General features: G+C 69.0%; 23 protein-coding genes. 11 read left to right on the plus strand and 12 right to left on the minus strand.

From position 1 onward, the window contains the following. Positions 1–36: 36 nt before the first annotated feature. Positions 37–1,119 carry an inositol-3-phosphate synthase gene (locus JK363_RS06170; RefSeq protein ID WP_201872235.1) on the minus strand — a complete coding sequence of 361 codons (1,083 nt, stop codon included), beginning with the start codon at positions 1,117–1,119 and terminating at the stop codon, positions 37–39. A 53-nt stretch (positions 1,120–1,172) separates the two neighbouring features. Then, complete coding sequence (locus JK363_RS06175; RefSeq protein ID WP_201872236.1) at positions 1,173–1,883, minus strand: PadR family transcriptional regulator; 711 nt, start codon at positions 1,881–1,883, stop codon at positions 1,173–1,175. Between the two features lie 355 nt (positions 1,884–2,238). Between JK363_RS06175 and JK363_RS06180 the strand changes: the two genes are divergently transcribed. Then, positions 2,239–4,863, plus strand: a complete 2,625-nt coding sequence (locus JK363_RS06180; protein ID WP_201872238.1) for a transglycosylase domain-containing protein — start codon at positions 2,239–2,241, stop codon at positions 4,861–4,863. Positions 4,864–5,095: 232 nt separating this feature from the next. Continuing rightward, positions 5,096–6,595, plus strand: a complete 1,500-nt coding sequence (locus JK363_RS06185; RefSeq protein WP_201872244.1) for a glycosyltransferase family 87 protein — start codon at positions 5,096–5,098, stop codon at positions 6,593–6,595. A 55-nt stretch (positions 6,596–6,650) separates the two neighbouring features. Here the strand turns inward: JK363_RS06185 and JK363_RS06190 are convergent, their stop codons facing one another. The 3 genes from JK363_RS06190 to JK363_RS06200 all read right to left on the minus strand — a co-directional run bounded on the left by JK363_RS06190 (position 6,651) and on the right by JK363_RS06200 (position 9,315). Next, positions 6,651–7,682: an alanine racemase gene (locus JK363_RS06190; protein ID WP_201872245.1), complete on the minus strand. Its 1,032-nt coding sequence runs from the start codon at positions 7,680–7,682 to the stop codon at positions 6,651–6,653. A 78-nt stretch (positions 7,683–7,760) separates the two neighbouring features. After that, on the minus strand, positions 7,761–8,879 hold the full coding sequence (locus tag JK363_RS06195) for a lipid II:glycine glycyltransferase FemX (RefSeq protein WP_201872250.1): 1,119 nt from the start codon (positions 8,877–8,879) through the stop codon (positions 7,761–7,763). 118 nt (positions 8,880–8,997) lie between these two features. Then, a complete protein-coding gene (locus JK363_RS06200) occupies positions 8,998–9,315 on the minus strand; it encodes a hypothetical protein (protein ID WP_201872252.1) in 318 nt (105 codons plus the stop codon). Between the two features lie 229 nt (positions 9,316–9,544). Here JK363_RS06200 and rpsF point away from each other — a divergent pair, with 229 nt between their 5' ends. The 4 genes from rpsF (at position 9,545) to rplI (ending at position 11,297) form a co-directional block, all read left to right on the plus strand. After that, positions 9,545–9,835: a 30S ribosomal protein S6 gene (rpsF, locus tag JK363_RS06205; protein WP_123106135.1), complete on the plus strand. Its 291-nt coding sequence runs from the start codon at positions 9,545–9,547 to the stop codon at positions 9,833–9,835. A 79-nt stretch (positions 9,836–9,914) separates the two neighbouring features. Next, entirely contained in the window at positions 9,915–10,499 is a 585-nt protein-coding gene (locus JK363_RS06210; protein ID WP_201872260.1) for a single-stranded DNA-binding protein, read from the plus strand. A 96-nt stretch (positions 10,500–10,595) separates the two neighbouring features. Continuing rightward, on the plus strand, positions 10,596–10,832 hold the full coding sequence (gene rpsR, locus JK363_RS06215; RefSeq protein WP_003978893.1) for a 30S ribosomal protein S18: 237 nt from the start codon (positions 10,596–10,598) through the stop codon (positions 10,830–10,832). Positions 10,833–10,850: 18 nt separating this feature from the next. After that, positions 10,851–11,297, plus strand: a complete 447-nt coding sequence (rplI, locus tag JK363_RS06220) for a 50S ribosomal protein L9 (RefSeq protein ID WP_201872262.1) — start codon at positions 10,851–10,853, stop codon at positions 11,295–11,297. A gap of 216 nt (positions 11,298–11,513) precedes the next feature. Here the strand turns inward: rplI and JK363_RS06225 are convergent, their stop codons facing one another. Beyond that, entirely contained in the window at positions 11,514–12,866 is a 1,353-nt protein-coding gene (locus JK363_RS06225) for an MATE family efflux transporter (protein ID WP_201872263.1), read from the minus strand. A gap of 458 nt (positions 12,867–13,324) precedes the next feature. Here JK363_RS06225 and dnaB point away from each other — a divergent pair, with 458 nt between their 5' ends. Further along, positions 13,325–14,812 (plus strand): replicative DNA helicase, encoded by a 1,488-nt coding sequence (gene dnaB, locus JK363_RS06230; RefSeq protein ID WP_201872265.1) that lies wholly within the window; start codon positions 13,325–13,327, stop codon positions 14,810–14,812. Between the two features lie 16 nt (positions 14,813–14,828). Here dnaB and JK363_RS06235 read toward each other — a convergent pair whose 3' ends face one another. The 3 genes from JK363_RS06235 to JK363_RS06245 all read right to left on the minus strand — a co-directional run bounded on the left by JK363_RS06235 (position 14,829) and on the right by JK363_RS06245 (position 17,514). Further along, positions 14,829–16,160 carry a phosphatase PAP2 family protein gene (locus JK363_RS06235; protein WP_201872579.1) on the minus strand — a complete coding sequence of 444 codons (1,332 nt, stop codon included), beginning with the start codon at positions 16,158–16,160 and terminating at the stop codon, positions 14,829–14,831. 531 nt (positions 16,161–16,691) lie between these two features. Next, a complete protein-coding gene (trxA, locus tag JK363_RS06240) occupies positions 16,692–17,051 on the minus strand; it encodes a thioredoxin (RefSeq protein ID WP_215910554.1) in 360 nt (119 codons plus the stop codon). Between the two features lies 1 nt (position 17,052). Then, positions 17,053–17,514, minus strand: coding sequence for a MerR family transcriptional regulator (locus JK363_RS06245; protein ID WP_201872267.1), 462 nt, complete (start codon positions 17,512–17,514; stop codon positions 17,053–17,055). A 79-nt stretch (positions 17,515–17,593) separates the two neighbouring features. On the opposite strand from JK363_RS06245, the gene JK363_RS06250 reads away from it, so the two are divergent. Continuing rightward, positions 17,594–18,985: a serine hydrolase domain-containing protein gene (locus JK363_RS06250; RefSeq protein WP_201872269.1), complete on the plus strand. Its 1,392-nt coding sequence runs from the start codon at positions 17,594–17,596 to the stop codon at positions 18,983–18,985. Between the two features lie 157 nt (positions 18,986–19,142). After that, positions 19,143–20,429, plus strand: a complete 1,287-nt coding sequence (locus JK363_RS06255) for an SGNH/GDSL hydrolase family protein (RefSeq protein WP_201872271.1) — start codon at positions 19,143–19,145, stop codon at positions 20,427–20,429. A gap of 34 nt (positions 20,430–20,463) precedes the next feature. Here JK363_RS06255 and JK363_RS06260 read toward each other — a convergent pair whose 3' ends face one another. From JK363_RS06260 to JK363_RS06270, 3 genes are all read right to left on the minus strand, one after another. Beyond that, complete coding sequence (locus JK363_RS06260) at positions 20,464–20,919, minus strand: GNAT family N-acetyltransferase (protein ID WP_201872273.1); 456 nt, start codon at positions 20,917–20,919, stop codon at positions 20,464–20,466. Between the two features lie 55 nt (positions 20,920–20,974). Next, complete coding sequence (locus JK363_RS06265) at positions 20,975–21,475, minus strand: MarR family winged helix-turn-helix transcriptional regulator (RefSeq protein ID WP_201872276.1); 501 nt, start codon at positions 21,473–21,475, stop codon at positions 20,975–20,977. Between the two features lie 137 nt (positions 21,476–21,612). Then, complete coding sequence (locus JK363_RS06270) at positions 21,613–22,119, minus strand: DUF2269 domain-containing protein (protein ID WP_201872278.1); 507 nt, start codon at positions 22,117–22,119, stop codon at positions 21,613–21,615. Positions 22,120–22,225: 106 nt separating this feature from the next. Here JK363_RS06270 and JK363_RS06275 point away from each other — a divergent pair, with 106 nt between their 5' ends. Both JK363_RS06275 and JK363_RS06280 read left to right on the plus strand, forming a co-directional pair. Continuing rightward, positions 22,226–22,858, plus strand: coding sequence for an HAD family hydrolase (locus JK363_RS06275; protein ID WP_201872280.1), 633 nt, complete (start codon positions 22,226–22,228; stop codon positions 22,856–22,858). A 355-nt stretch (positions 22,859–23,213) separates the two neighbouring features. Continuing rightward, positions 23,214–24,812 carry a globin domain-containing protein gene (locus JK363_RS06280; protein WP_201872281.1) on the plus strand — a complete coding sequence of 533 codons (1,599 nt, stop codon included), beginning with the start codon at positions 23,214–23,216 and terminating at the stop codon, positions 24,810–24,812. Positions 24,813–24,899: the final 87 nt, after the last annotated feature.

Raw genomic sequence — 24,899 nt, forward strand, 5'->3', positions numbered from 1 at the left:
TACCCGAAGGCCCGTGATCATGCGGCGAGCATGTTCTTAGCGCTCGACCTCACCCTTGATGAACTTCTCCACGTTCTCCCGGGCCTCGTCGTCGAAGTACTGCACGGGCGGCGACTTCATGAAGTACGAGGAGGCGGAGAGGATCGGACCGCCGATGCCCCGGTCCTTGGCGATCTTCGCGGCGCGCAGGGCGTCGATGATGACACCCGCGGAGTTCGGGGAGTCCCAGACCTCGAGCTTGTACTCCAGGTTCAGCGGGACATCGCCGAACGCGCGGCCCTCGAGGCGGACGTACGCCCACTTGCGGTCGTCCAGCCAGGCCACGTAGTCGGACGGGCCGATGTGGACGTTGTTCTCGCCGAGCTCCCGGTCGGGGATCTGCGAGGTGACGGCCTGCGTCTTGGAGATCTTCTTGGACTCCAGGCGCTCGCGCTCGAGCATGTTCTTGAAGTCCATGTTGCCGCCGACGTTCAGCTGCATGGTGCGGTCCAGGATGACGCCCCGGTCCTCGAACAGCTTCGTCATCACCCGGTGCGTGATGGTCGCACCGACCTGCGACTTGATGTCGTCACCGACGATCGGCACACCGGCCTCGGTGAACTTGTCCGCCCACTCCTTGGTACCGGCGATGAACACCGGGAGCGCGTTGACGAAGGCGACCTTGGCGTCGATGGCGCACTGCGCGTAGAACTTCGCGGCGTCCTCGGAACCCACCGGCAGGTAGCAGACCAGAACATCGACCTGCTTGTCCTTGAGGACCTGCACAACGTCGACAGGGGTCTCTTCGGACTCGTCGATGGTCTGGCGGTAGTACTTGCCCAGACCGTCGAGCGTGTGGCCGCGCTGGACCGTGACGCCGGTGGACGGCACGTCGCAGATCTTGACGGTGTTGTTCTCGCTGGCGCCGATGGCGTCGGCGAGATCCAGGCCGACCTTCTTCGCGTCCACGTCGAACGCGGCCACGAACTCCACGTCGCGGACGTGGTACTCGCCGAACTGCACGTGCATCAGACCCGGCACGCGGGTGTCCGGGTCGGCGTCCTTGTAGTACTCGACGCCCTGCACCAGCGAGGCGGCGCAGTTGCCCACGCCGACGATGGCTACACGAACCGAACCCATTCCGGTTGCTCCCTGTGTGTACTGGACGAAGCCCTGCTCGGATTGCGGGGGCCTCATATGGCGGTGTCATCGGACGGATCCGGCCGGGAACCACCCCGGTGCCGGGGCAGGCCGCCCGTATCTCCTGACTGGTCCTGATGCGGCGACCGGTCCGGCTCCTGCTCCGGTGTCCGGTCCTGCCCGGCGGTACCGCTGCGCTGATCGCGCCCGGCCCGCTCACTCTCGATCAGCTCGTTCAGCCAGCGGACCTCGCGCTCCACCGACTCCATCCCATGGCGCTGCAATTCGAGGGTGTAGTCGTCCAGGCGCTCACGGGTGCGGGCGAGGGAGGCACGCATCTTCTCCAGACGCTCCTCCAGACGGCTGCGCCGTCCTTCCAGCACCCGCATCCGCACATCACGTGACGTCTGACCGAAGAAGGCGAAACGGACCCCGAAGTGTTCGTCCTCCCAGGCGTCCGGCCCGGTGTGGGCGAGCAGCTCCTCGAAGCGCTCCTTGCCCTCCGCGGTCAATCTGTAGACGATCTTCGCCCTGCGCCCGGCGAGGGTCGCCGCGAGGGCTTCCTCGGGGGCGCTGCCGGGCTCCTCGATCAACCAGCCGTTGGCGACCAGCGTCTTGAGGCAGGGGTAGAGGCTGCCATAACTGAACGCACGGAACACCCCGAGCGAGGTGTTGAGGCGTTTCCGCAGCTCATATCCGTGCATCGGAGACTCGCGGAGCAGGCCGAGGACGGCGAACTCGAGCACGCCGGAGCGTCTGCTCATGTCCGCCTCCCCTGTCTCCTGAGTCGCTATGCCGAGCTGATGTATCGGCTCGATACATCCAGACGATAGAACCACGAGTCTGGTGCGACAAGAGGGACCACGGTGAACGGCGTCACATCATCAATTCGTGGGACTCAATCTGACGGTTATGGAGTGAACATGGCGGGTGGGTGGGTTTTGACCGTGCGTACTCTGTTCGCCATGCAGACCAACGGGAACCATGCGACGCTCCAATGCGTCGTCGTCCCGGATGCAGTGCGTCCGGTTGCCCCGCGTGGCCGGATCGCACATCGGGGGGACCGGAAGCCATCTGCCGCTTTCAGGCGATAGAGCCTGCCCGAGGAGTAGTCGTTCCATGAGCGAGCACCGTCGCAAGCCGCCACAACCCCAGGGCGGCGGACGAGCAGCGGCCCGGCGAGCCGGACAGCAGTCGTCCGGCCGTCGCGCAGCACCGACACACCATTCCGCCAGCGGGTCGGGGTCCGGCCGGCGCGGGGAAGAGCGTCCCGTGGGTAGCCGGGCGGAGGCCCGGCGAGCCGCCCAGCGCGGCGGTGGCCGCAGACGAGCGGCCGATCCGGGCGCGGGCCGTGGCAGCGGTCAGCCCCCCAAGAAGCGCTTCATCGACTACCCCCGGGCGGGCAAGTCGGGCTTCCGGCGCTGGGTCCCGTCCTGGAGGCTGGTGACGGGCACCTTCATCTTCTTCTTCGCGGTGCTCCTCGGCGCCGTGGGCATAGGGATTTGGCTGGTGGAGGTGCCCACCGCCCAGGCCGCGTCCAAGACCCAGAAGAACGTGTACTACTGGGCGGACGGCAAGCAGATGGTGGTCTCGGGCGGCGGTGACCTCAACCGCCAGATCGTGCCGCTCAACCAGATCCCGTCGTCCATGCAGAACGCGGTGATCTCCGCGGAGAACGCCAGCTTCTATGAGGACTCCGGCGTCGACCCGATGGGTATCGCGCGCGCGGTCGTCAACATGGCGCGCGGCGGTGCGACACAGAGTGGTTCGACCATCACCCAGCAGTTCGTCAAGAACACCTACCTGGACCAGTCGCAGACGCTGACGCGTAAGGTCAAGGAGCTGTTCATCTCCATAAAGGTGGGCACGACCGAGAAGAAGGACGACATTCTCGCTGGGTACCTCAATACCGCGTATTACGGACGCGGTGCCTACGGCTGCCAGGCCGCGGCCCGTGCGTACTACGACAAGGACTGCGTGCAACTGACGGCCAGTGAGTCCGCCTTCCTCGCCGCGACGCTGAACGGCCCGAATCTCTACGACCCGAACGGCGGCTACGGCCCCAGCGCCGACAAGACCGCGAACCAGAAGCGGGCCAAGGCGCGCTGGGCCTGGATCCTCAGGCGTGAGGCCCAGGTGGGCAGGATGACCAAGGCCAATGCGGAGAAGGCGATCGCCAAGGGCTTCCCGAATCCGCGGGATCCGCGGGTCGCGACGAACAAGCAGGGCCAGATCGGCTATCTGACCGAACTGGCCGACAACTACATCATCGCCAACACCGGAATCTCCAAATCGAAGCTGGACCGGGGTGGCTATCAGATCCACACCACCTTCGACCGCAACAAGGTGGGCCAGCTCAAGAAGGCCGTCGAGAAGGTCTCCAAGGAGAACCTCGATACGAAGCGCGCCCGCGACAGGTATGTGCAGTTCGGCGGTGCCTCGGTGGAGCCCAAGACGGGCAAGATCAAGGCGATCTACGGGGGCAAGAACGCGCTGGAGCACTATCGCAACAACGCCGACTACACCGGTGTCCAGGTGGGGTCGACCTTCAAGCCCTTCGTCCTGGCCGCGGCGATGACCGACGGAAAACGGGATCCGCAGGGCGAAAGAGAGCAGCCCGCCTCCCAGCGCACCCTGGTCTCACCGAGCAGTGTCTACAACGGTGACAACAAGCTCACCCTGCGCGACTACAACGGAGAGATCTGGCGCGACAAGCACAACAAGGAGTGGCACCAGCGAAACGACGGTGACGAGGACAAGGGCCGTATCACCCTGCGCACCGCGATGCAGTACTCGGTGAACACGCCCTACATCCAGCTGGGCATGGACGTCGGCACCGACAAGGTGCGGGACGCGGCGCTGCGGGCGGGTCTCAGCAAGGAGCAGCTGTCCGAGATCACGCCGAGTTTCTCCCTGGGCACCTCCGCACCCAGCGCCATCCGGCTCGCCGGCTCGTACGCGACCTTCGCGGCCAGCGGCCAGCAGGCCGAGCCGTACTCGGTCGAGAAGATCAACGACAAGGACGGCGAGGTCTACAACCACAAGGAGAAGGCCAAGGTCACCCGGGCCTTCGACGCGAACGTGGCGAACAATGTCACCGACGTCCTGGAGAACGTCGTCCAGAAGGGCACCGGCACCTCGGCGCAGATCGGCCGCCCGGTGGCGGGCAAGACCGGTACCACCGACGAGAACAAGTCGGCGTGGTTCTCCGGCTACACCCCGCAGCTGTCCACGTCGATCGGCATGTGGCGGGTGAACGACAAGGCCAAGAGCCAGAAGTTCCTGTCCATGCGTGGCGTGGGCGGCCAGGAGTCGATCCACGGAGCGTCGTACCCGGCCGAGATCTGGGCCGACTACATGCGCGAGGCTCTGAAGGGCAAGCCGGCCAAGAGCTTCCCGGCGGCCCAGCCGATCGGCGAGAAGGTCTTCGGCAACGATGCGAGCCCGAGCCCGACGCCCACGGAGGAGCCGTCCGAGACGCCCTCGGAGGAGCCGTCCGAGACGCCCTCCGAAACGCCGTCGGAGACGCCCTCCGAGAGTCCGTCTCCCACCGAGAGCTGTGACCCGTTGGACATCAGGTGCAACGACGGCGGGGCCAACGGCAACGGAGGAAACAATGGCGGTCCGGGCGGAGGCCCGGGCGGCGGTCCAGGGGGCGAGTCGCCCACACCGAGTACCGAACCATCCGGTGACGACAGCGGCGGCATCTTCGGTGGCCCGACCGGCTACCGCAGGGAGCAATAGCTCTTCCCGAGCCTCTCAACCGGACCGGCGGCCGTGCCGGAGCGCATTCCGCTCCGGCACGGCCGCCGCCGTTCCGGGCCCTTCCGTGCCTCGGGGCCCCTTCTCCCGGCCGATGGGTCCACGTACGGCCTGCCAGGCTCTTCCTCGGGCTTTCCGTGGTCTCCTGGGGCCGCTCAGCGCCGCCCGGGCGGTCCTGGCACCACCCCTGTGGGCCGTACGGCAGGATGGCTCCATGAGCGTGCGCGAGGACCCACAGGCCCAGCCCGTACGGCCGACCGCCGAGGACTCGGTCGCCGCGGCGGCCAGCGAGGTGATCGGCGGTCCGGCCGGGCGCCGGGCGCTGCTCGGCACCAGCTGGTGGACCCCGGTGCGGATCATCGCGCTCGTCGCCATCGGGATGTTCGCCCTGGGCATGGTGCAGAAGCTGCCGTGCTACAACGGCGGCTGGTTCTTCGGCGCCACCACCCAGTACACCCACGCCTGCTACTCCGACATCCCGCACCTCTACAGCGGCCGGGGCTTCGCGGACAACCTCGTCCCGTACTTCAACCACATTCCGCGGAAGATCTCGGGCGGGATGGAATACCTGGAGTATCCGGTGCTCACCGGGCTCTTCATGGAGGTCGCCTCCTGGCTCACCCCGGGCCACGGCACGAGCCAGAGTGCCATGCAGCACCGCGAGCAGATCTACTGGATGGTCAACGCGGGCATGCTGATGGTCTGCGCCGCGGTCATGGCGGTGTGCGTGACCCGTACCCATCGGCGGCGCCCCTGGGACGGGCTGTTCGTCGCGCTGGCCCCCGCCTTCGCGCTGACCGCCACCATCAACTGGGACCTGTTCGCGGTCGCCCTCACGGCCGCGGCCATGCTCATGTGGTCGCGCGACCGTCCGCTGAAGGCCGGGATCCTGCTCGGGCTGGCGACCGCCGCGAAGTTCTATCCGGTGCTGCTGCTCGGGCCGCTGTTCCTGCTGTGTCTGCGCGCGGGGCGATGGCGGGCCTTCTGGTCGGCGACGGGCGGGGCCGTGGGGGCCTGGCTCGTGGTGAACGTCCCCGTGATGGTCAGCTGGCAGGGCGGTGGACCGCAACTGCGCGAGGGCTGGACGATGTTCTACACCTTCAGCCAGGAGCGGCCCGTGGACTTCGGGTCGCTGTGGCTGATCATCTCGCAGCGCAGCGGCAGCCCTATGGACGACGTCAACACCTATGCCACCGCACTGATGGTGCTGGCCTGCGCCGGGGTGGCGGCCCTCGCGCTGTGCGCCCCGCGGCGCCCGCGGTTGGCCCAGCTCGCCTTCCTGATCGTCGCGGCGTTCGTGCTCACCAACAAGGTCTACTCACCGCAGTACGTGCTGTGGCTGATCCCGCTGGCGGCGCTGGCGCGGCCGCGCTGGCGGGACTTCCTGGTGTGGCAGGCGTGCGAGGTGATGTATTTCCTCGGGATCTGGATGTACCTCGCGTACACCGGCAGCGGTGATCAACACCGCGGACTGCCCCCCGAGGGGTACCAGCTGGCGATCGCCCTGCATCTGCTGGGGACGCTCTATCTGTGCGCGCTGGTGGTGCGGGACGCGCTGGTGCCCGACCGGGACCCGGTACGCCGGGACGGGTCGGACGATCCGTCGGGAGGCGTGCTGGACCGGGCGCCGGATGTGTTTGTGCTGGGGGAGGCCCGGCGCACCGCGCAGTACGAGGGCGCCGCGATGATCAAGCCGGGGGCCGGACGGGACTGAGCTTCTCGTACGGCCGGGACCGGGCTCCCCGAGGAGCCCGGTCCCCGACGAGGGCTCAGCGGTCGAGCAGCCGGTCGAACTGCGTGGTGGTGTGCCGCAGATGGGCCACCAGCTCATCCCCCACCTGCGGCGCCGGGACATCGCCCGGCACGAACAGGATCGACACCTGCATATGCGGCGGTTCGGCGAACCAGCGCTGCTTGCTCGACCAGACGAACGGGGACAGATTGCGGTTGACGGTCGCCAGACCGGCGCGCGCGACGCCCTTGGCGCGGGGCATCACCCCGTGCAGCGCCTTGGGTGCCTCCAGACCGACGCCGTGCGAGGTACCGCCCGCGACGACCACCAGATAGCCGTCCGAGGTCGCCTTCTGCTGGCGGTAGCCGAAGCGGTCCCCCTTGGCCACGCGGGTCACATCGAGCACGGAGCCCCGGTACTCGGTCGACTCGTGGTCACCCAGCCACAGCCGGGTGCCGATGCGCGCCCGGAAGCGGGTCTGCGGGAACTGCTGCTGGAGCCGTGCCAGTTCATCGGCCTTGAGGTGGCTGACGAACATGGTGTGCAGCGGCAGCCGCGCCGCCCGCAGCCGGTCCATCCAGGCGATGACCTCCTCGACCGCGTCGATGCCGTCGGTGCGGTCGAGCGGGAGGTGTATGGCAAACCCCTCCAGCCGGACGTTCTCTATCGCGGCGTGGAGCTGCGGCAGGTCCTGCTCGGTGATGCCATGGCGCTTCATGCTGCTCATGACCTCTATGACCACGCGCGCGTTCACGAGGCCATAGACACCGTCGACCGAGGAGACCGACCGGATCACCCGGTCCGGGAGCGGTACCGGCTCCTCACCGCGGCGGAACGGGGTGAGCACCAGGAGGTCACCGCTGAAGAAGTCCTTCATCCGGGCGGCCTCGTAGGTGGTCCCGACCGCGAGGATGTCGGCACCGAAACGGGCGGCCTCCTCGGCGAGCCGCTCGTGGCCGAAGCCGTAGCCGTTGCCCTTGCAGACCGGGACGATCCCCGGGAACTGCTGGAGCACAGTCTGCTGATGCGCCCGCCAGCGCGCGGTGTCGACGTAGAGGGTGAGCGCCATTGGCCGGTCCCGGAACCTTTCTCGTTGCCGCGGTGTATTGGAGGTATGCAGCGTGTGTGGGGAAGCAAGAAATCGGGGTCAACGGCGGGACATGTAGATGTCAAGCGCCTTGTGGAGCAGCTTGTTGAGAGGGAAGTCCCACTCGCCGAGGTACTCGGCAGCCTGCCCGCCCGTGCCGACCTTGAACTGGATCAGTCCGAAAAGGTGGTCGGTCTCGTCGAGCGAGTCGCTGATGCCGCGGAGGTCGTAGACGGTCGCACCGAGCGCGTAGGCGTCGCGGAGCATCCGCCACTGCATCGCGTTCGAGGGCCGGACCTCGCGCTTGTGGTTGGCGGAGGCGCCGTAGGAGTACCAGACATGGCCGCCGACGATCAGCATGGTGGCGGCGGCCACGGCTTCGCCCTCGTGCATCGCGAAGTACAGCCGCATGCGGTTGGGGTCCTCGGAGTTGAGGGTCGTCCACATGCGCTGGAAATAGCTGAGCGGGCGGGGACGGAAGCGGTCGCGCTCCGCGGTGATCTCGTACAGCCGCTGCCACTCGCCCAAGTGCTCGTAGCTGCCCTGGACGACCTCGACACCGGCCTTCTCGGCCTTCTTGATGTTGCGGCGCCACAGCTGGTTGAAGCTCTTGTGGACATCCTCCAAGGAGCGGTTCTCCAGCGGTACCTGGAAGACATAGCGCGGCTGGACGTCACCGAAGCCGGCACCGCCGTCCTCGCCCTGCTGCCAGCCCATCCGCCGCAGCCGGTCGGAGACCTCGAAGGCGCGCGGCTCGATATGGGTGGCCTCGACATCGCGCAGCCGCTTCACATCCGGGTTCTGGATACCGGACTTGATCGCGGCGGCGTCCCAGCGGCGGATGACCACCGGGGGGCCCATCTTCACGGAGAACGCACCCTGCTGTTTGAGGTGGGCGAGCATCGGGCGCAGCCAGTCCTCGAGGTTGGGCGCGTACCAGTTGATGACCGGGCCCTCGGGAAGATAGGCGAGATATCGCTTGATCTTGGGCAGTTGGCGGTAGAGGACGAGGCCCACGCCGACAAGCTGGCCGGTCGCGTCGAACCAGCCGAGGTTCTCCGAGCGCCATTCCGACTTGACGTCGGCCCATGCCGGTACCTGCATGTGGCTGGCCGAGGGCAGGCTCTGGATGTATGCCAGATGTTGCTCTCGGCTGATCGTCCTCAGGGTCAGGCTCATGCGGGGCGCTCCTCGGCAGGTTTGTCCCCATGGTCGGGGCTCCAGCTCTCGCGCCGAAGCCTACTGCGACCGGGACGCGCCCCGTTTGGGCCCGGGGGCAACCCGGGCCCGGCCGGGATCAGCCGAGGAGGCCGCCGAAGAGTCCTCCGTGCGCCATACCGAGGTAGAAGCCGACGGCGGAGGCACCGAGTCCGATGATCAGCAGGAAGCGCTCACCGGTGGTCGCGGAGATCAGCTGGCCCCAGAGGCCAGTGACCATCCCGACCAGCCCTGCCCATGAGCTGAGCAGGTGGAGGCCGGTGAAAGCAGCCGTCACAAAGGCGATCACGCCGATCGCCAGAGTGGTCACGGCGAGCGTGTTCTCGACGGGGTGCGACTTGCCGTCGGTGTCCAGGAAGGAGAACAAGCCGTGCTGCGGTCGTGCTGCCTGTGCCATGGGGCACCTCCAGGTAGGCCCATATAGGCAGGGCGGCGAACTGTAACGCCGCTCACATCCGATGTGTACAGATTGCGGTGTGAGTAGCCCGGATTTCAAGCGGGAGGCAGTGGGCGGGTAGTGTGTACCGTCTGCGGTGGTGTCTGCACAGGCACTGTCGTGGAACGCATTACGACCCTCCTGCCACGGAACGACCGTGGCCGCTGAGTCCAGAGGAGGTGGGTTCCACATGCGTCACTACGAGGTGATGGTCATCCTCGACCCCGATCTCGAGGAGCGCGCTGTCTCCCCGCTGATCGAGAACTTCCTTTCCGTGATCCGTGAGGGCAACGGCAAGGTCGAGAAGGTCGACACCTGGGGCCGTCGTCGTCTCTCGTACGAGATCAAGAAGAAGCCCGAGGGCATCTACTCGGTCATCGACCTCCAGGCTGAGCCTGCGGTCGTCAAGGAGCTCGACCGCCAGCTGAACCTGAACGAGTCGGTCCTCCGGACCAAGGTCCTCCGCCCCGAGACCCACTGAGCGCTGAGGCGTTCATCGGTCTCCGGGCCGTATCGCAACGAGTAGCAAGCAGCCCAGCAGTACGCCGAGAGGTACCCCAATGGCAGGCGAGACCGTCATCACGGTCGTCGGCAATCTCGTCGACGATCCCGAGCTGCGTTTCACCCCCTCCGGTGCGGCGGTCGCGAAGTTCCGCGTCGCGTCCACTCCCCGTACGTTCGACCGGCAGACCAACGAGTGGAAGGACGGCGAGAGCCTCTTCCTCACATGCTCGGTGTGGCGACAGGCCGCGGAGAACGTGGCCGAGTCGCTTCAGCGCGGTATGCGCGTGATCGTGCAGGGCCGTCTGAAGCAGCGGTCGTACGAGGACCGCGAGGGGATCAAGCGCACGGTCTACGAGCTGGATGTCGATGAGGTCGGCGCCAGCCTGCGCAACGCCACAGCCAAGGTCACCAAGACCACCGGACGCGGTGGACAGGGTGGCTACGGCGGCGGTGGCGGCCAGGGCGGCGGCTGGGGCGGTGGCTCCGGCGGCGGCCAGCAGCAGGGTGGCGGCGCTCCGGCCGACGACCCCTGGGCGACCGGCGCACCCGCCGGTGGCGGCCAGGGCGGCGGCGGTGGCTGGGGCGGCGGCTCCGGCGGCTCCGGCAACTCCGGCGGCTACTCGGACGAGCCGCCCTTCTAGGTCCGTGGGCGTTGTTTCACGCGGTTTCACGTGAAACAACGCGCGGCCTGGTCCGGGCGACCAGCACAAACTTCTTGATCACACTGGAGAGAGACAATGGCGAAGCCGCCTGCTCGCAAGCCTAAGAAGAAGGTTTGCGTGTTCTGCAAGGAGAAGATCTCCTACGTCGACTACAAGGACACGAACCTGCTGCGGAAGTTCATTTCCGACCGCGGCAAGATCCGTGCCCGCCGGGTCACCGGCAACTGCACCCAGCACCAGCGTGACGTCGCCACGGCCGTGAAGAACAGCCGTGAGATGGCGCTGCTGCCCTACACCTCCACCGCGCGATAAGGGAAGGGTGACCGATTCATGAAGATCATCCTCACCCACGAGGTCTCCGGCCTCGGTGCCGCCGGTGACGTCGTGGACGTCAAGGACGGTTACGCCCGTAACTACCTGGTTCCGCGCGGTCTTGCGATCCGCTGGACCAAGGGTGGCGAGAAGGACGTCGAGCAGATCCGCCGCGGTCGTCGCATCCGCGAGATCGCCACGATCGAGCAGGCCAACGAGGTCAAGGCTCGGCTCGAGGGCGTCAAGGTACAGCTGAAGACCCGTGCGGGCGACGCCGGCCGTCTGTTCGGCTCCGTCACCCCGGCCGACATCGCCTCGGCGATCAAGGACGCGGGTGGCCCGGACGTGGACAAGCGCCGTATCGAGGTGCCGTCGCCGATCAAGACCCTGGGCGCTCACCAGGTGTCCGTGCGTCTGCACGCCGAGGTTGCCGCCAAGGTTGGCGTCGAGGTCGTCGCCGCGTGACCCTGGCGCTCCGCTGAGCGTAAGAGAGGGCCGCACCCCTGCAGGGGTGCGGCCCTCCGCTGTGTAGCGCGCTTCGAGCTCTGCGCTGTGCGGAATACGTACCTTCCGCCGACGGCGGCGTCGGGTTGGTTCGTGGGTGTCGCCCGGTGGTCCGGGTCCGCCGCCGCGGCGAGGCCAAGGTCCTCCGCCGTTTCGCGGGTGGGCCCGGTCATCCGATCAGGCGCGGACGGCGCCGGTGACGATCCAGCGGCCGGAGCGGGCCCGCAGCCACAGGGTGGCCATACGGACCGCCATCATCAGGGTCATGGTCCACCACAGGGCGGTGAGTCCTCCGCCGAGCGCGGGGACCAGCAGCGCCGCCGGGGCGAAGACCGCCAGCGTGATCAGCATCGCCCAGGCGAGATACGGTCCGTCGCCCGCGCCCATCAGCACGCCGTCGAGCACCATCACCACACCCGAGATCGGTTGGGTGACGGCCGCGACCAGCAGGGCAGGCAGCAGGGTGTCCCGTACCACGGGATCGGTCGTGAACAGCGGGATGAACAACGGCCGGGACGCGATCACCAGCACTCCGAGAACCACCCCGCAGATCACACCCCACTGCACCATGCGACGGCACGCGGCGCGGGCCCCCTCGGCGTCGCTCGCCCCCAGATAACGCCCGATGATGGCCTGGCCCGCGATGGCGATGGCGTCCAGCGCGAAGGCCAGCAGGGTCCACAGGCTGAGCACGATCTGATGGGCGGCGATATCGGCATCGCCGAGGCGCGCCGCGACCGCCGTGGCGATGAGCATCACCGCCCGCAGCGAGAGGGTGCGGATCAGCAGCGGCGTTCCGGCATGGGCGCAGGCTCTGATCCCGGCGGCGTCGGGCCGCAGTGAGGTGCCGTGCCGCCGGGCTCCCCGGACGACCACAACGAGGTAGACGGCGGCCATGGCGTTCTGAGCGATCACCGTGCCCCAGGCGGAGCCCGCGATACCGAGCCCGGCCGCATAGACCAGGGTGGCGTTCAGCGCGGCGTTGGCCGCGAAGCCTCCGACGGCCACGTACAGCGGAGTGCGGGTGTTCTGAAGGCCGCGAAGCACCCCGGTGGCGGCGAGCACCACGAGCATCGCCGGTATGCCGAGGGCGCTGATGCGCAGATAGGTGGTGGCGTACGGGGCTGCCGTGTCGGAGGCGCCGAAGAGGTCGGCCAGCGCGGGGGCGGCCGGAAACGCGAGGGCGACAACTACCGCGCCCAGCAGCAGGGCCAGCCAGATGCCGTCCATGCCCTGGCGGATCGCTCCGGCCAGATCGCCGGCGCCGACCCGGCGGGCCACGGCCCCGGTGGTGGCATAAGCGAGGAAGACAAAGACGTTGACAGCGGTGGACAGCAGGGCGGCGGCCACCCCGAACCCGGCGAGCTGGGCGGTGCCCAGATGACCGACCACGGCGCTGTCGACCATGAGGAAGAGAGGCTCCGCCACGAGTGCCCCGAAGGCGGGTACGGCGAGTGCGAGGATCTCGCGGTCATGGCGCCGGACGCTGCTCCGAGCGGTGCTCCGGGAACTCGTGGGGGCCTGTGTCATGAGGGCAATGTAATCTTCCACAGGTAAGAGACGCAAGGTGTCAGCAGTCCTTACATGGCGGCGCACGCCGCGATCTCCTCTGCGCCCTTTGTCGTGATCTTGCACCGGGCGCGAAAGTTTTTCTTCTGCACAGCCCCTGGATAGAGAAACAGCAGGTCAGATGGGTGACTTCAGGGTGATTGTGCGTTTGTCCACAGCACTGTCCCCCGACCCGTGCACAGGTTCACGGGAGTTCTCCACAGGATGACTCACATCATCCACATGGCCTGTGGATAACCAAGTTGGCTGGCGGTCCCCACGGGCCTACCGTGGTCCGGCGCCCGCCACCGTTTCCGTCCCTCGAATCCACCGGAACTCGACGCGTCGTGACCGGAAGCCGGCCGCTCAGTTATGTCGTAGCCGTGCTCTATGAAAGAGGACACGGCGAGGTCCTACCGCGGACGGGAGGAGGTGGCGGGGTGAGCGTGCCCGAGCCCATGGACGACCCGTGGGCGGACTCCGGTCCGGCCGAGCGATTCCCCTCCCCCCGGTTCGGGCGCGGTGAGGGCGGCGGCCGGGGCCGTGGCGATCAGCATGAGCGCGGGCGCGACGGAGACGGGGGAAGCACCTGGGAGGGCGCCGGTTTCGAGCGCGTTCCGCCGCAGGATCTCGACGCCGAGCAGTCCGTGCTCGGCGGCATGCTGCTCTCCAAGGACGCCATCGCCGATGTGGTGGAGGTCCTCAAGGGCCATGACTTCTACCGCCCCGCCCACGAGACCGTCTACCAGGCCATCCTGGACCTCTATGCGAAGGGCGAACCGGCCGACCCGATCACGGTCGCCGCGGAGCTGACCAAGCGCGGTGAGATCGCCCGGGTGGGCGGCGCCTCGTATCTCCACACCCTCGTCCAGTCGGTCCCCACCGCCGCCAACGCCGAGTACTACGCGGAGATCGTCCATGAGCGCGCGGTACTGCGCCGTCTGGTCGAGGCCGGTACCCGCATCACCCAGATGGGATACGCGGCGGACGGCGATGTCGATGAGATCGTCAACAACGCCCAGGCGGAGATCTACGCCGTCACCGAGCAGCGCACCAGCGAGGACTATCTGCCGCTCGGCGACATCATGGAAGGCGCGCTCGACGAGATCGAGGCGATCGGGTCGCGCAGCGGTCAGATGTCCGGCGTGCCCACCGGGTTCACCGATCTCGACTCGCTGACCAACGGTCTGCACCCGGGCCAGATGATCGTCATCGCCGCGCGTCCCGCCATGGGTAAGTCCACCCTGGCGCTGGACTTCGCGCGCGCCTGCTCCATCAAGAACAACATGCCCAGCGTCATCTTCTCGCTGGAGATGGGGCGCAACGAGATCGCGATGCGTCTGCTGTCCGCCGAGGCCCGGGTGGCGCTGCACCATATGCGCTCCGGCAGCATGACCGACGAGGACTGGACGCGGCTGGCCCGCCGGATGCCGGATGTCTCCCAGGCGCCGCTCTACATCGACGACTCACCGAACCTGTCGATGATGGAGATCCGCGCCAAGTGCCGTCGGCTGAAGCAGCGCAATGACCTCCAGCTGGTGGTCATCGACTATCTCCAGCTGATGCAGTCCGGCGGCGCCCGGCGCCCCGAGAGCCGTCAGCAAGAGGTCTCGGACATGTCGCGAAACCTGAAGCTGCTGGCCAAGGAGCTGGAAGTGCCGGTCATCGCGCTCTCCCAGCTGAACCGTGGCCCCGAGCAGCGCACCGACAAGAAGCCGATGGTCTCGGACCTCCGGGAAAGTGGATCCATCGAGCAGGACGCCGACATGGTCATCCTGCTCCACCGCGAGGACGCCTATGAGAAGGAGTCCCCGCGCGCGGGCGAGGCGGACCTGATCGTGGCCAAGCACCGTAACGGTCCGACGGCCACCATCACCGTCGCCTTCCAGGGCCACTACTCTCGCTTCGTCGACATGGCCCAGACCTGACGCCGACGTGTCGTTGTCACACCAGTTCGGGTTGCGGCTCCGGTTGCAGCGCCGGCGCGGCCTTCGGCTCCCACAGTCTGGTGGTCCGCACGTAGCCGTAGATCACTGAGGCCATCGCCAGAAGGAGCAGGGGTCCGAACACCCACGGATGCTTGGCCATCTCCACCGGCAGATAGCGATAGGACACCAAGAGCGCGGCGAAGACCGTGGTGCCGTAAGCGACCAGCTGGATTCCTGACCGGTCCCAGCCACGTGCGAGCGAGCGCAGAGCCGCCTCGACCGTGATCGCGAACACCACGCCGGCAATGAGATCCACGCCGTAGTGGTAGCCGAAGCCCAGCGTCGCGCCGAGCGTGGCGATCAGCCAGAACGTGCCCGCGAAGCGCAGAACCCGTGGGCCCTTGCGGGAATGAATGAAGATCGCGGTAGCCCACGCCGTGTGCAGACTGGGCATGCAGTTGCGTGGGGTGATCTCGTCGTACGGCATCGGGTGCGGGATGCTGACCGGGGGCGGCGTATGCGGCCACAGGTCGGCCACCGCCCAGTGCACGCCGCCGGTGCCGAAGGCGCCCGGGCCGTAGGCGAAGATCGGCCCGACCACCGGGAAGATCATGTAAATGCCCGGTCCGAGGAGGCCGATCACCAGGAAGGTGCGCACCAGATGGTGGCTCGGGAAGCGGCGCTCGACCGCCACGTTCCGCAGCTGGTACGCCGTGATGACAACCGCGGCCACCGCAAGCTGTATGTAGACCCAGTCGAGAAGATGGGTGCCGATCGGGCCGGTGGCCTCGACGATCCGGCCTGCCAGCCATGACGGGTTGCCCAGCGCGTGATCGGCGGTTGCCAGGTACTGGTCGAGCACCGTCGGGCGGGACTTCGCCGTGATGAGCAGCCAGGTATCGCCGGTCTTGCGGCCGGCCACCAGCAGCAGGCCCAGCCCGACGCCCTTCAGCAGCAGAACACGTTCCCGGCCGGTGCGGTGGGTGACAGCGATGACCGCATAGCCCAACATCACCCACAACGCGCCGTTTCCGAAAAAATGGCCGTCGGTCACCTTCGCGTCGACCGCCCACCGCACCAGCAAGAAGACGGCATCGATGCCGATCGCGACACCAGTGGCGATGAGCCGCTGCCGCCAGGTGAGCACCACCATCATCAACGCCATACCGGCGTACAGCAGCGGCCCCGATTTGGGGGCGAAGATCACCTCTTGCGCCTGGTTGGTGATCGGCCCCGGCAGGCCGTAGTGACGTGCGGTGATCTCCAGCGCGATGAGGAATCCGAGGGTCACCACACCCGCCGTGGCCCACAGGATCGTCCGCGGTCGGCGCCACGCGGCGAACGTCATTCTGCGGCTTATTCGCGAAAACACCCGCGATGCTCTAGATATCAATTGTTTGGCCGATTTGCTCGATGTTGGTTAATTGCGTACTCATCGCGCTGGATGGCATGGTTTTCCGGTGAACGACGGGGGAATGGGGGGCGAACGTCGTGAGCTCGAACATGCTATCGGAGCGGTGTGGCCTACCCAGAGGGCTCGGCACCGCCCCAACACGCCGAATACAGCGCTCGGCCTTCGCGGTCAGCCGCCGCGCCCTGCCCCGCTACCGAACCGCACGGCCGGGCACCCTGGTGAGACACAAGTCCTCGGCCATCTCGTGAGACATCCCCCTCGCACCGCGGGCCACAGCGCTGCGACATGACAGGTGAGATGAGATCCCCCTGTCTTCTCGCTTCTCGGTCGGCCGTGGACAGTTCTTGAACTTAAGAAGTCAAGAATGATGTCACGGTTCCATGTTGGAGGAGTCCGGTTCGGTCAAGGAGCGTCTGCGCACAACGCTGCGCTTCCTCGCCGAGACCGATCTCCCCCTCCGCCCCGCTACAGCACGTCCGCGATCTCCTCCATCAGCCGGCGCTTGGGCCGGGCGCCGACCATCGAGCGCACCGGTTCGCCCGCCCGGAACACCATCAGGGTCGGCATCGACAGCACCCCGTACGCCGCCGTGGTGCGCGGGTTCTCGTCCACGTCCAGCTCCACCACCTTCAGCCGGTGTGCCTCCTCCCGCGCGATCTCCGCCAGCACCGGCGCGATCATCCGGCACGGCGGGCACCACGAGGCGGTGAACTCCACCAGCACCGGCACCCCGGCCGCCAGCACCTCCGCCGCGAACGTCCCGTCCGTGACGGTGGCCACTCCCCCGGCTCCCGTCCGTCCCCCGGTATGCGTCTGTGTCGTCATCTCAGTCTCCTTCTCCCGTAGGGGCCTTGGTGGGTAGGTGCGGAGGCGTCAGCGCACAGCGCGGCTCGGGCGCTCCCCCGGGCGCCGTCGCCTCCGCCGCCAGCGCCGCGCGCGCCCGCTCCGCCTGGGCGAGCTGCTCCTCCACCCGCTGCCGTACGCCGGTCAGCCGCGCGATGCAGTCGTCCAGTTCGGCCAGCTTGCGCCGGTACACCTCCAGCGAGGCGGGGCAGGAGTCACCGGCCGGATGCCCGGAGCGCAGACACTCCAGGAACGGCCGGGTCTCCTCCAGGCCGATGCCGAAGTCCCGCAGCATGCGGATCTCCTGGAGCAGGCGCAGATCGTCCTCGTCGTACGCCCGGTATCCATTGCCCGTGCGCCGCGCGGGCAGCAGCCCGAGCGACTCGTAGTAGCGCAGGGTGCGGGTGGTGGTCCCCGCCCGTTCGGCCAGCTCTCCGATCCGCATGCAAGGACGGTAGACCTTGACCTCGGCGGCAAGGCCAGAAGTGATTCCGCGCCCGGTGCCCCGGCCGTAGGGTGCGGACATGACCGCACCGGATGACGCCGCCGCATGGGCGGACCTGCTGCCCGCCACCCGCCGTGCCCTGCTGCGACGCGTCGCAGTCGGCCAGAGCGAGGGCCGGGCCCCCTCACTCGTGGGCGCCGTGATGCGGGAGGGACGGCTGGTGTGGTCGGGGGCGCGCAGCGGTGTGGACGGCCTCGCGCCGGACGCCGACACCCAGTACCGCATCGGCTCGCTCACCAAGGTCTTCGTGGCTGTGTTGGTGATGCGACTGCGTGACGAGGGGCTGCTCGACCTCGCCGATCCGCTGGCCAAGCATCTGGAGGTGCCGGAGGCGGAGGGCGCGACGGTCGCCCAGCTCCTCGCCCATACCTCGGGGCTCGCCGCCGAGGCACGCGGCCCCTGGTGGGAGCGGACGCCCGGCACTCTCCGGCCCGAGACGGCGGACCTCTTCGGCGACCGCCCGCTGGTCCATCCCGCCGGTCGCCGCCACCACTACTCCAACCCCGGTTTCGCGCTGCTCGGCGCGCTCGTCGAGAAGCTGCGCGGCGCGCCCTGGGGCGAGGTGCTGCGGGACGAGGTGCTGGAGCCGCTGGGCATGGCGCGTACGTCCCTGGAGCCGCGTTCCCCGTACGCCGCGGGATGGGCCGTGCACCCCTGGGCGGATGTGCTGCTGCCCGAACCGGCCAAGGACACCGGGCGGATGGCCCCGGCCGGGCAGCTGTGGTCCACCGCCGCGGATCTGGCCCGGTTCGCCGCCTTCCTCCTCGACGGGGACGACCGGGTGCTCGGCGCCGGGACGCTGGCCGAGATGCGGACGCCCGCCGCCGCGCCCGACAGCCAGGACTGGGACGGCGGTTACGGCCTCGGGATGCAGCTCGCGCGGCGCGGTGGACGGTTCCTGTACGGCCACATGGGCTCCATGCCCGGCTTCCTGGCCACCCTGTGGGTGAGCGCGGAGGACCGGCTGGCCGGGATCGCGCTGGCCAACGCCACCGCCGGGCCGGCCGTCAACGCCGTCGCCGACGACCTGGTGCGGATCGTGGCGCGGCACGAGCCGCGGATCCCCGCCCCCTGGCGGCCGCTGCCGGAGGCCGATCCGGCGCTGCTGGCGCTCACCGGACCCTGGTACTGGGGCGCCACCCCCTATGTGCTGCGGCTGCGCGCCGGCCGCGCGCTGGAGCTGTCCCCGGTCGGCGGGAAGGGCCGCGGATCACGCTTCCGCGCCGAACCGGACGGCACCTGGACCGGGCTCGACGGTTACCACGCGGGGGAGACCCTGCGTGTGGTGGCGGGCGAGGACGGCGCTCCCGCCCATCTCGACCTCGGTACCTTCGTGTTCACGCGGGAGCCGTACGCCCCGGACGGCGCGGTGCCCGGCGGTGTCGACCCGGGTGGCTGGCGCGCCCTCTGACACCCCTCCGCCCCCCGCAACTCCGTAGCCTGACCCTGCCGGTGGTACGTACGGCGGAGGGCTGGGTGGGCCGCGCGCGGCGGCGCAGGCTGGTTCCCGAACGGGGCCGCCTGGCCCGTCTCCCTCTCTCCCGAGCTCCCCTCCAAGGAGATCCGCCGTGCGCTCCTCTCTGCTCCGGCTCAGTACGTCCCTGCTCGCGCTCTCCGCCGTCGTGGCTGCCTCCGGGGTGGCCACCGCCCGGCCCGGCGGTCCGGCCGCCGACCGCGAGCGGCCGCGCACCGGCTGGTCGGCCGGATGGGCCGCCCCCGTCCAGCGCCCCAGCGCGGGGTTCGAACCCAACTGGGCCGAGACCGGTTTCGCCGACCAGACCGTGCGCCAGGTGGTCCGGGTCACCGGCGGCGGCACCGCGGCCCGCATCAGGCTCTCCAACCGCTACGGCACCGCACCGCTGCGGATCGCGGGCGCGACCATCGCCCGCACCGCGCACGGCGCCTCCGTCCACCCCGCGACCCTGCGCGGACTCACCTTCGGCCACCGGCGGTCGGTGGAGATCCCGGCGGGCGGTGAGACGGCGAGCGACGCGGCGCCGCTGCGACTGGCGCCGTTCGAGTCGGTGACGGTGACGCTGTACTTCCGGCGTCCGACCGGTCCGGCCACCTTCCACGCGCAGGCGTACGCCGGCAGCTACCGAGCCGATGGCGACCACCGCGGCGACCGCACCGGAGCGGCCTTCACCGAGCGGACCCACTCCTGGTACCACCTCTCCGACGTCGAGGTCACGGGCGGTGGGCAGGGGGACGGGAAGGCTCGCGACACCGTGGTGGCCTTCGGCGACTCGATCACCGACGGCTTCGGCTCCGGCAATGACACCGATCAGCGCTGGCCGGATCTGCTGGCCGAACGCCTCGCCGCCGCGGGCACCCCGCGCCCCGTCCTCAACTCCGGTATCGGCGGCAATCTGCTGCGGCACGACTCGCGCTGGTACGGCGAGCGCGCGGGCGCCCGCTTCCCGCGCGATGTGCTGGACAAGCCGGGAGTACGGTCGGTGATCATCCTCGAAGGGCTCAACGACATCGGCTTCAGCGAGGTGGACCTGCCCACCTACCAGCCGAATCCGCAGATCTCGGCCGACGAGGTGATCGCCTCGTACCGGGAGTTGATCGGGCGGGCCCACGCACGCGGCATCAGAGTCATCGGTGGGACGATCCTGCCGTTCAAGGGCGCCGAGTACCACACCGCGCGCTCCGAGGCGAAGCGCGCGGCGGTCAACGAGTGGATCCGCACCTCCGGCGCGTTCGACGCGGTCGTGGACTTCGCGGAGGTCATGGCCTCGCCGTCCGATCCGTTGGCGCTCGACCCGGCGTACGACTCGGGGGACGCCAAGCACCCGAACGCCGCGGGCTACCGGCGGATGGCCGAGGCCGTCGACCTCACCGCGCTCTGACTGCTCAGCAGCCCTTGGCCGGCGGCCCTGCCCCTCATACCAGCGGGAGCTTGAAGCCGACGTGGCTGGCCTCGAAGCCGAGCCGCTCGTAGAAGCGGTGGGCGTCGGTGCGGGTGGCGTCCGAGGTCAGTTGCACCAGGACGCACCCCTCGCGGCGGGACTCCTCGACGGCCCACTCGATCAGCCGGGTGCCGAGCCCGCTGCCGCGCTCGTCGGCATGGATCCGGACGGCCTCGATGATCGAGCGGGTGGCGCCGCGCCGCGACAGCCCAGGGATCAAGGTCAGTTGGAGGGTGCCGATGGTCCGGCCGTCCCGGACCGCGACGACCAGCCGCTGTTTCGGGTCCCGGTCCAGCGTCTCGAAGGCGGCGCGGTAGGGCGCGGGGTCGTCGGGGGACTCGCGCCGGGCGCCGAGCGGATCGTCGGCCAGCATCGCCACGATGTCGGGTATGTCGTCGGCGGTCGCGCGCCGGATCCGGAAGTCGCTCACGGCCGTGAGCCTACGGCCACCGCGCGCGGCGCCCTCCGCCGGATGTCAGCAGCCGCTACGCGGGCGCCGGGGGCCACAGCCCTTCGACGGCGGCGACCAAGGGTGCGAGCTCGGGCCGCCGGGCGGCGTCCTCGAGCGCCTCGCGCAGCGCGGTGTCGTTCGTCGGCCGCGCCTCCTCCAGCAGCTTCAGCCCCTCGGGGCTGACGTTGGTGTAGATCCCGCGGCGGTCGGTCGGGCAGATGTAGCGGGAGAGCAGATCGCGGTCCTCCAGCCGGGTCACCAGGCGGGTGGTGGCGCTCTGGCTGAGCGCGACGGAGTCGGCGACCTGCTTCATCTGGAGATGGCCGCCCTCACCGTCGTGCTGGCCGCTGAGCACGTTGAGCACGGAGAACTCGCGGACGCTCAGCCCGTGCCGGGCCTGGAGGGCACGCTCGATATGCGCCTCGATGCGGCTGTGCAGGGAGGACAGGGCACACCAGCCCTGGGCGAGGGCCTGTCCGCCGGCCGATGCGGGGGTGGACGCCGGGGCGGTGGTGCCGTGCGATACGTCCGGCATGGGACCCCTCCTTCGCTGGCTCGACGGCCCCGATGGGCCGGGGCTCGACCGTGAGCCGGGTTCCAGGATAGTCCAGCGGCGAAATTGACCGCGTTTGCAAATATTGCCCCGGATCACCGCCGCACCGACGGACCGTGTCATCGGCGCCGGGCGGCGCGCAGCCGCCGTCCCCGCGCGGTGAGCCCCCACGGCTTCACCACCGAGATCGCGGTGAGGAAGACATAGACGCTCAGACTGACCGCCGGGGCCGCCACCAGGCTCGCGGCGTCACCCACCTCCCGGCCCGCCGCGACATCGGCCACGGCGTCGTTGATGGTCGGGCGCAGGGCGAAGGCCGTGGCGCCGGTGGTGATCAGCGTCAGCCAGAGCTTCACGGCGACCCAGCGGTGCCGGACCAGCCCCCAGGGCGTGCCCAGGGACAGGACCACCCCGCTGACCAGGGCCAGCAGACTGATGGGAATGAGGAGCCAGTCGCCGATGACGTTCATCGACCGGTACGCCGCTCCGGCGGACTCGGCCGATCCGGCCGTGGCACCGGTGATGCCCAGGGCCAGCAGCCCCAGGGACAGTCCCAGCCAGCCGACGGAGACGACGACATGGACAACGAGGAGGGCCCGGCGGACGGGGCGTTTGAGCTGCTGCATGCCCCTCACGGTCGCGCGGCGCGGCGGTTGGGGCGTCTGACGGCGGGAGTATCCCCGGCTACTTCGGGAGGCGGTCTCGCCGCATATGCCCCTACGCTCGGCTGCCATGACGAGACTGCATCTGTTCGATCTGGACGGGACGCTGATCCGCGGTTCGGCCGCGGCCATCGAGATCTCCCGTCAGCTCGGCCTGGAGCGGGAGATCGACGAGCTGGAACGGGCCTTCGCGGAGCGGCGGCTGAGCACCGCGCAGTTCGCGGAGAAGGCCGTCGCGCTGTGGGCGGAGCTGACGGAGAAGCAGGTGACGGCGGCCTTCGAGGGGGCGCCGTGGCTGACCGGGATACGCGAGGTGTGGGCGGACATCCGGGCGCGCGGTGAGCGCTGTGCGGTGATCTCGCTCTCGCCGGGCTTCTTCGTGGAACGGCTGCTGGAGTGGGGTGCGGACGCCACGCACGGTTCGGCCTGGCCGTCGGTGCCGTTCCGGGAGCCGCTGGATCCGGCGGGCATCCTCACACCGGCCTCGAAGGTGCGCATCGCCGATGAACTGTGCGCGACGTTCGGGTTGACCAGAGCCGACTGTGTGGCCTACGGCGATTCGATGTCGGACGCCGAGCTGTTCGCCGTAGTTCCGTACTCAGTCGCGGTGAACGCCGACCACCATGTGAGCGATATCGCATCGTGTGCGTATAGCGGACACGATCTTCGGGGTGCTTACGAATTGACAGGCAACCGTCGGTAACTACGGGTTTTACCAGAGTTGTCGGGTGTAATGGAGGGCCCCCTGTGTGGGGCTTGTGCATTTAACGGCGCCCGGTAGGGTCGAGTCCGGTTCTGCCCAGGACGCTGTGGCGGGACCGGCCTCAAGCGGCCAGCCCGGCCAACCAGCGTAACGGGAGCGCAGCCCCTGTTTCCTGGACTTCGGGCATGTTGCCGGTGCCGAGAACACGCGTGGCAAGCTGCGTGGACAGCGAGTTATGGAGCGGGACGCCAGGATCGATCTCACATGAACCAGCGCGCCAGAGCGGTGAATTGCGGGCGCTTTCCGTCTGTGAAAGTGCGAAGACCGACAGAAAGATGTTCGAGGCGAGGCAACCATGGACGCTCCGACCACCACGTCGTCGGCCGGTAACGACGGTTCCGGCGGAAACAGTGGCGAATGGGGCTGGTTCACCCCGAGCAGGAAACCGGCCGAGGACCAGTCCCCTACCCCAGGCCGCGGCGCTCCGGACCGGGAGGCCGGGGAGCGAGCGCCACGGCGGCCGGTGAACCCGATACGGCCGGTCGGTACGGGAGCCGAACGCCGCCCCCAGGCCCCGCCGCCGCCTCCCGCGCGGCCCGGCAACTCCGCGGCGCGATCCGCCCCCGCGGCCCCAGCCCCCGCGGCCCCGGCCCACTCCGCCCCACCGGCCGGGACCGTTCCGCCCGCCGCCCGGCGTGAGGAGCATCAGCGCTCCGACGAGGCGGCCACCTCCGAGAACGTCCGCCCGGCACGCGGAACCCCGGCACCCGGAACCCCGGCACCCGAATCACCAGCCTCCGGCGCCGCCTTCACCGCACCCGGGAACGCCTCTCCCGACGCGATCCTGGTGCGCCGCACGATGGCCGAGATCGAGCCGGTGAGCGACAAGGTCACCGCCTACTTCTACGCGCTGCTCTTCGTCCAGCACCCCGAACTGCGGCCGCTGTTCCCCGCCGCCATGGACGCCCAGCGCGACCGGCTCTTCAAGGCGCTGCTGACCTCCGCCAAGCTCGTCGACGACCCCGATGTGCTCTCCGAGTACCTCGCCGGGCTCGGCCGCGGGCACCGTAAGTACGGCACCCAGCCCGAGCACTACCCGGCGGTCGGCGAGTGCCTGATCGGCGCGCTCACCCACTACGCCGTGAATTCCTGGAGCGCGGAGACCGAGGCGGCGTGGGTGCGCGCCTACACCGCGATCTCCCAGATCATGATCGACGCGGCGGCCGAGGACGAGCGGAAGGCACCGGCGTGGTGGCACGCCGAGGTGGTCGAGCATGAGCGGCGCACCTCCGACATCGCCGTGGTGACCGTCCGGCCGGACCAGCCGTACCCCTTTCTCGCGGGCCAGTACACCTCGGTGGAGACGCCGTGGTGGCCGCGGGTGTGGCGGCACTACTCGTTCGCCGCCGCGCCGCGCTCCGACGGACTGCTCTCCTTCCACATCAAGGCGATTCCGGCCGGGTGGGTGTCGTCCGCGCTGGTGAACCGGGCCCGTCCCGGCGATGTGATCCGGCTCGGCCCGCCCACCGGTTCGATGACGGTGGACCACTCCAGCGACAACGGACTGCTCTGCCTCGGTGGCGGCACCGGGATCGCGCCGATCAAGGCGATGGTCGAGGACGTCGCCGAGCACGGCCGCCAGCGGACGGTCGAGGTCTTCTACGGCGCACGCAACGATCACGATCTCTATGACATCGACACCATGCTGCGGCTGTCGCAGGCACACCCCTGGCTCTCGGTCCGCCCGGTCGTCTCCGACGGACCGACCAACGGACTGAGCGGCAGACTCCCGGACGCCGTGCGGCAGTACGGCCCGTGGGGCGCGTTCGACGCGTATCTCTCCGGGCCGCCCGGGATGATCCGCAGCGGTGTCGACGCGTTGCGGGGCGCCGGCATCCCGCCCGACCGGATACGGCACGACTCGCTCGAGGAACTGGTGGCGGCGGGAGGTTAGGAACGGGCCGGAACGACGGCCGGGAACCCAACAGCCGGATACCAACACCCAGCTACCAACAGCATCAGCGGTCAGGAACCATCAGCG

The sequence above is a fragment of the Streptomyces coffeae genome, assembly GCF_016741875.1.
GTDB lineage: Bacteria > Actinomycetota > Actinomycetes > Streptomycetales > Streptomycetaceae > Streptomyces > Streptomyces coffeae.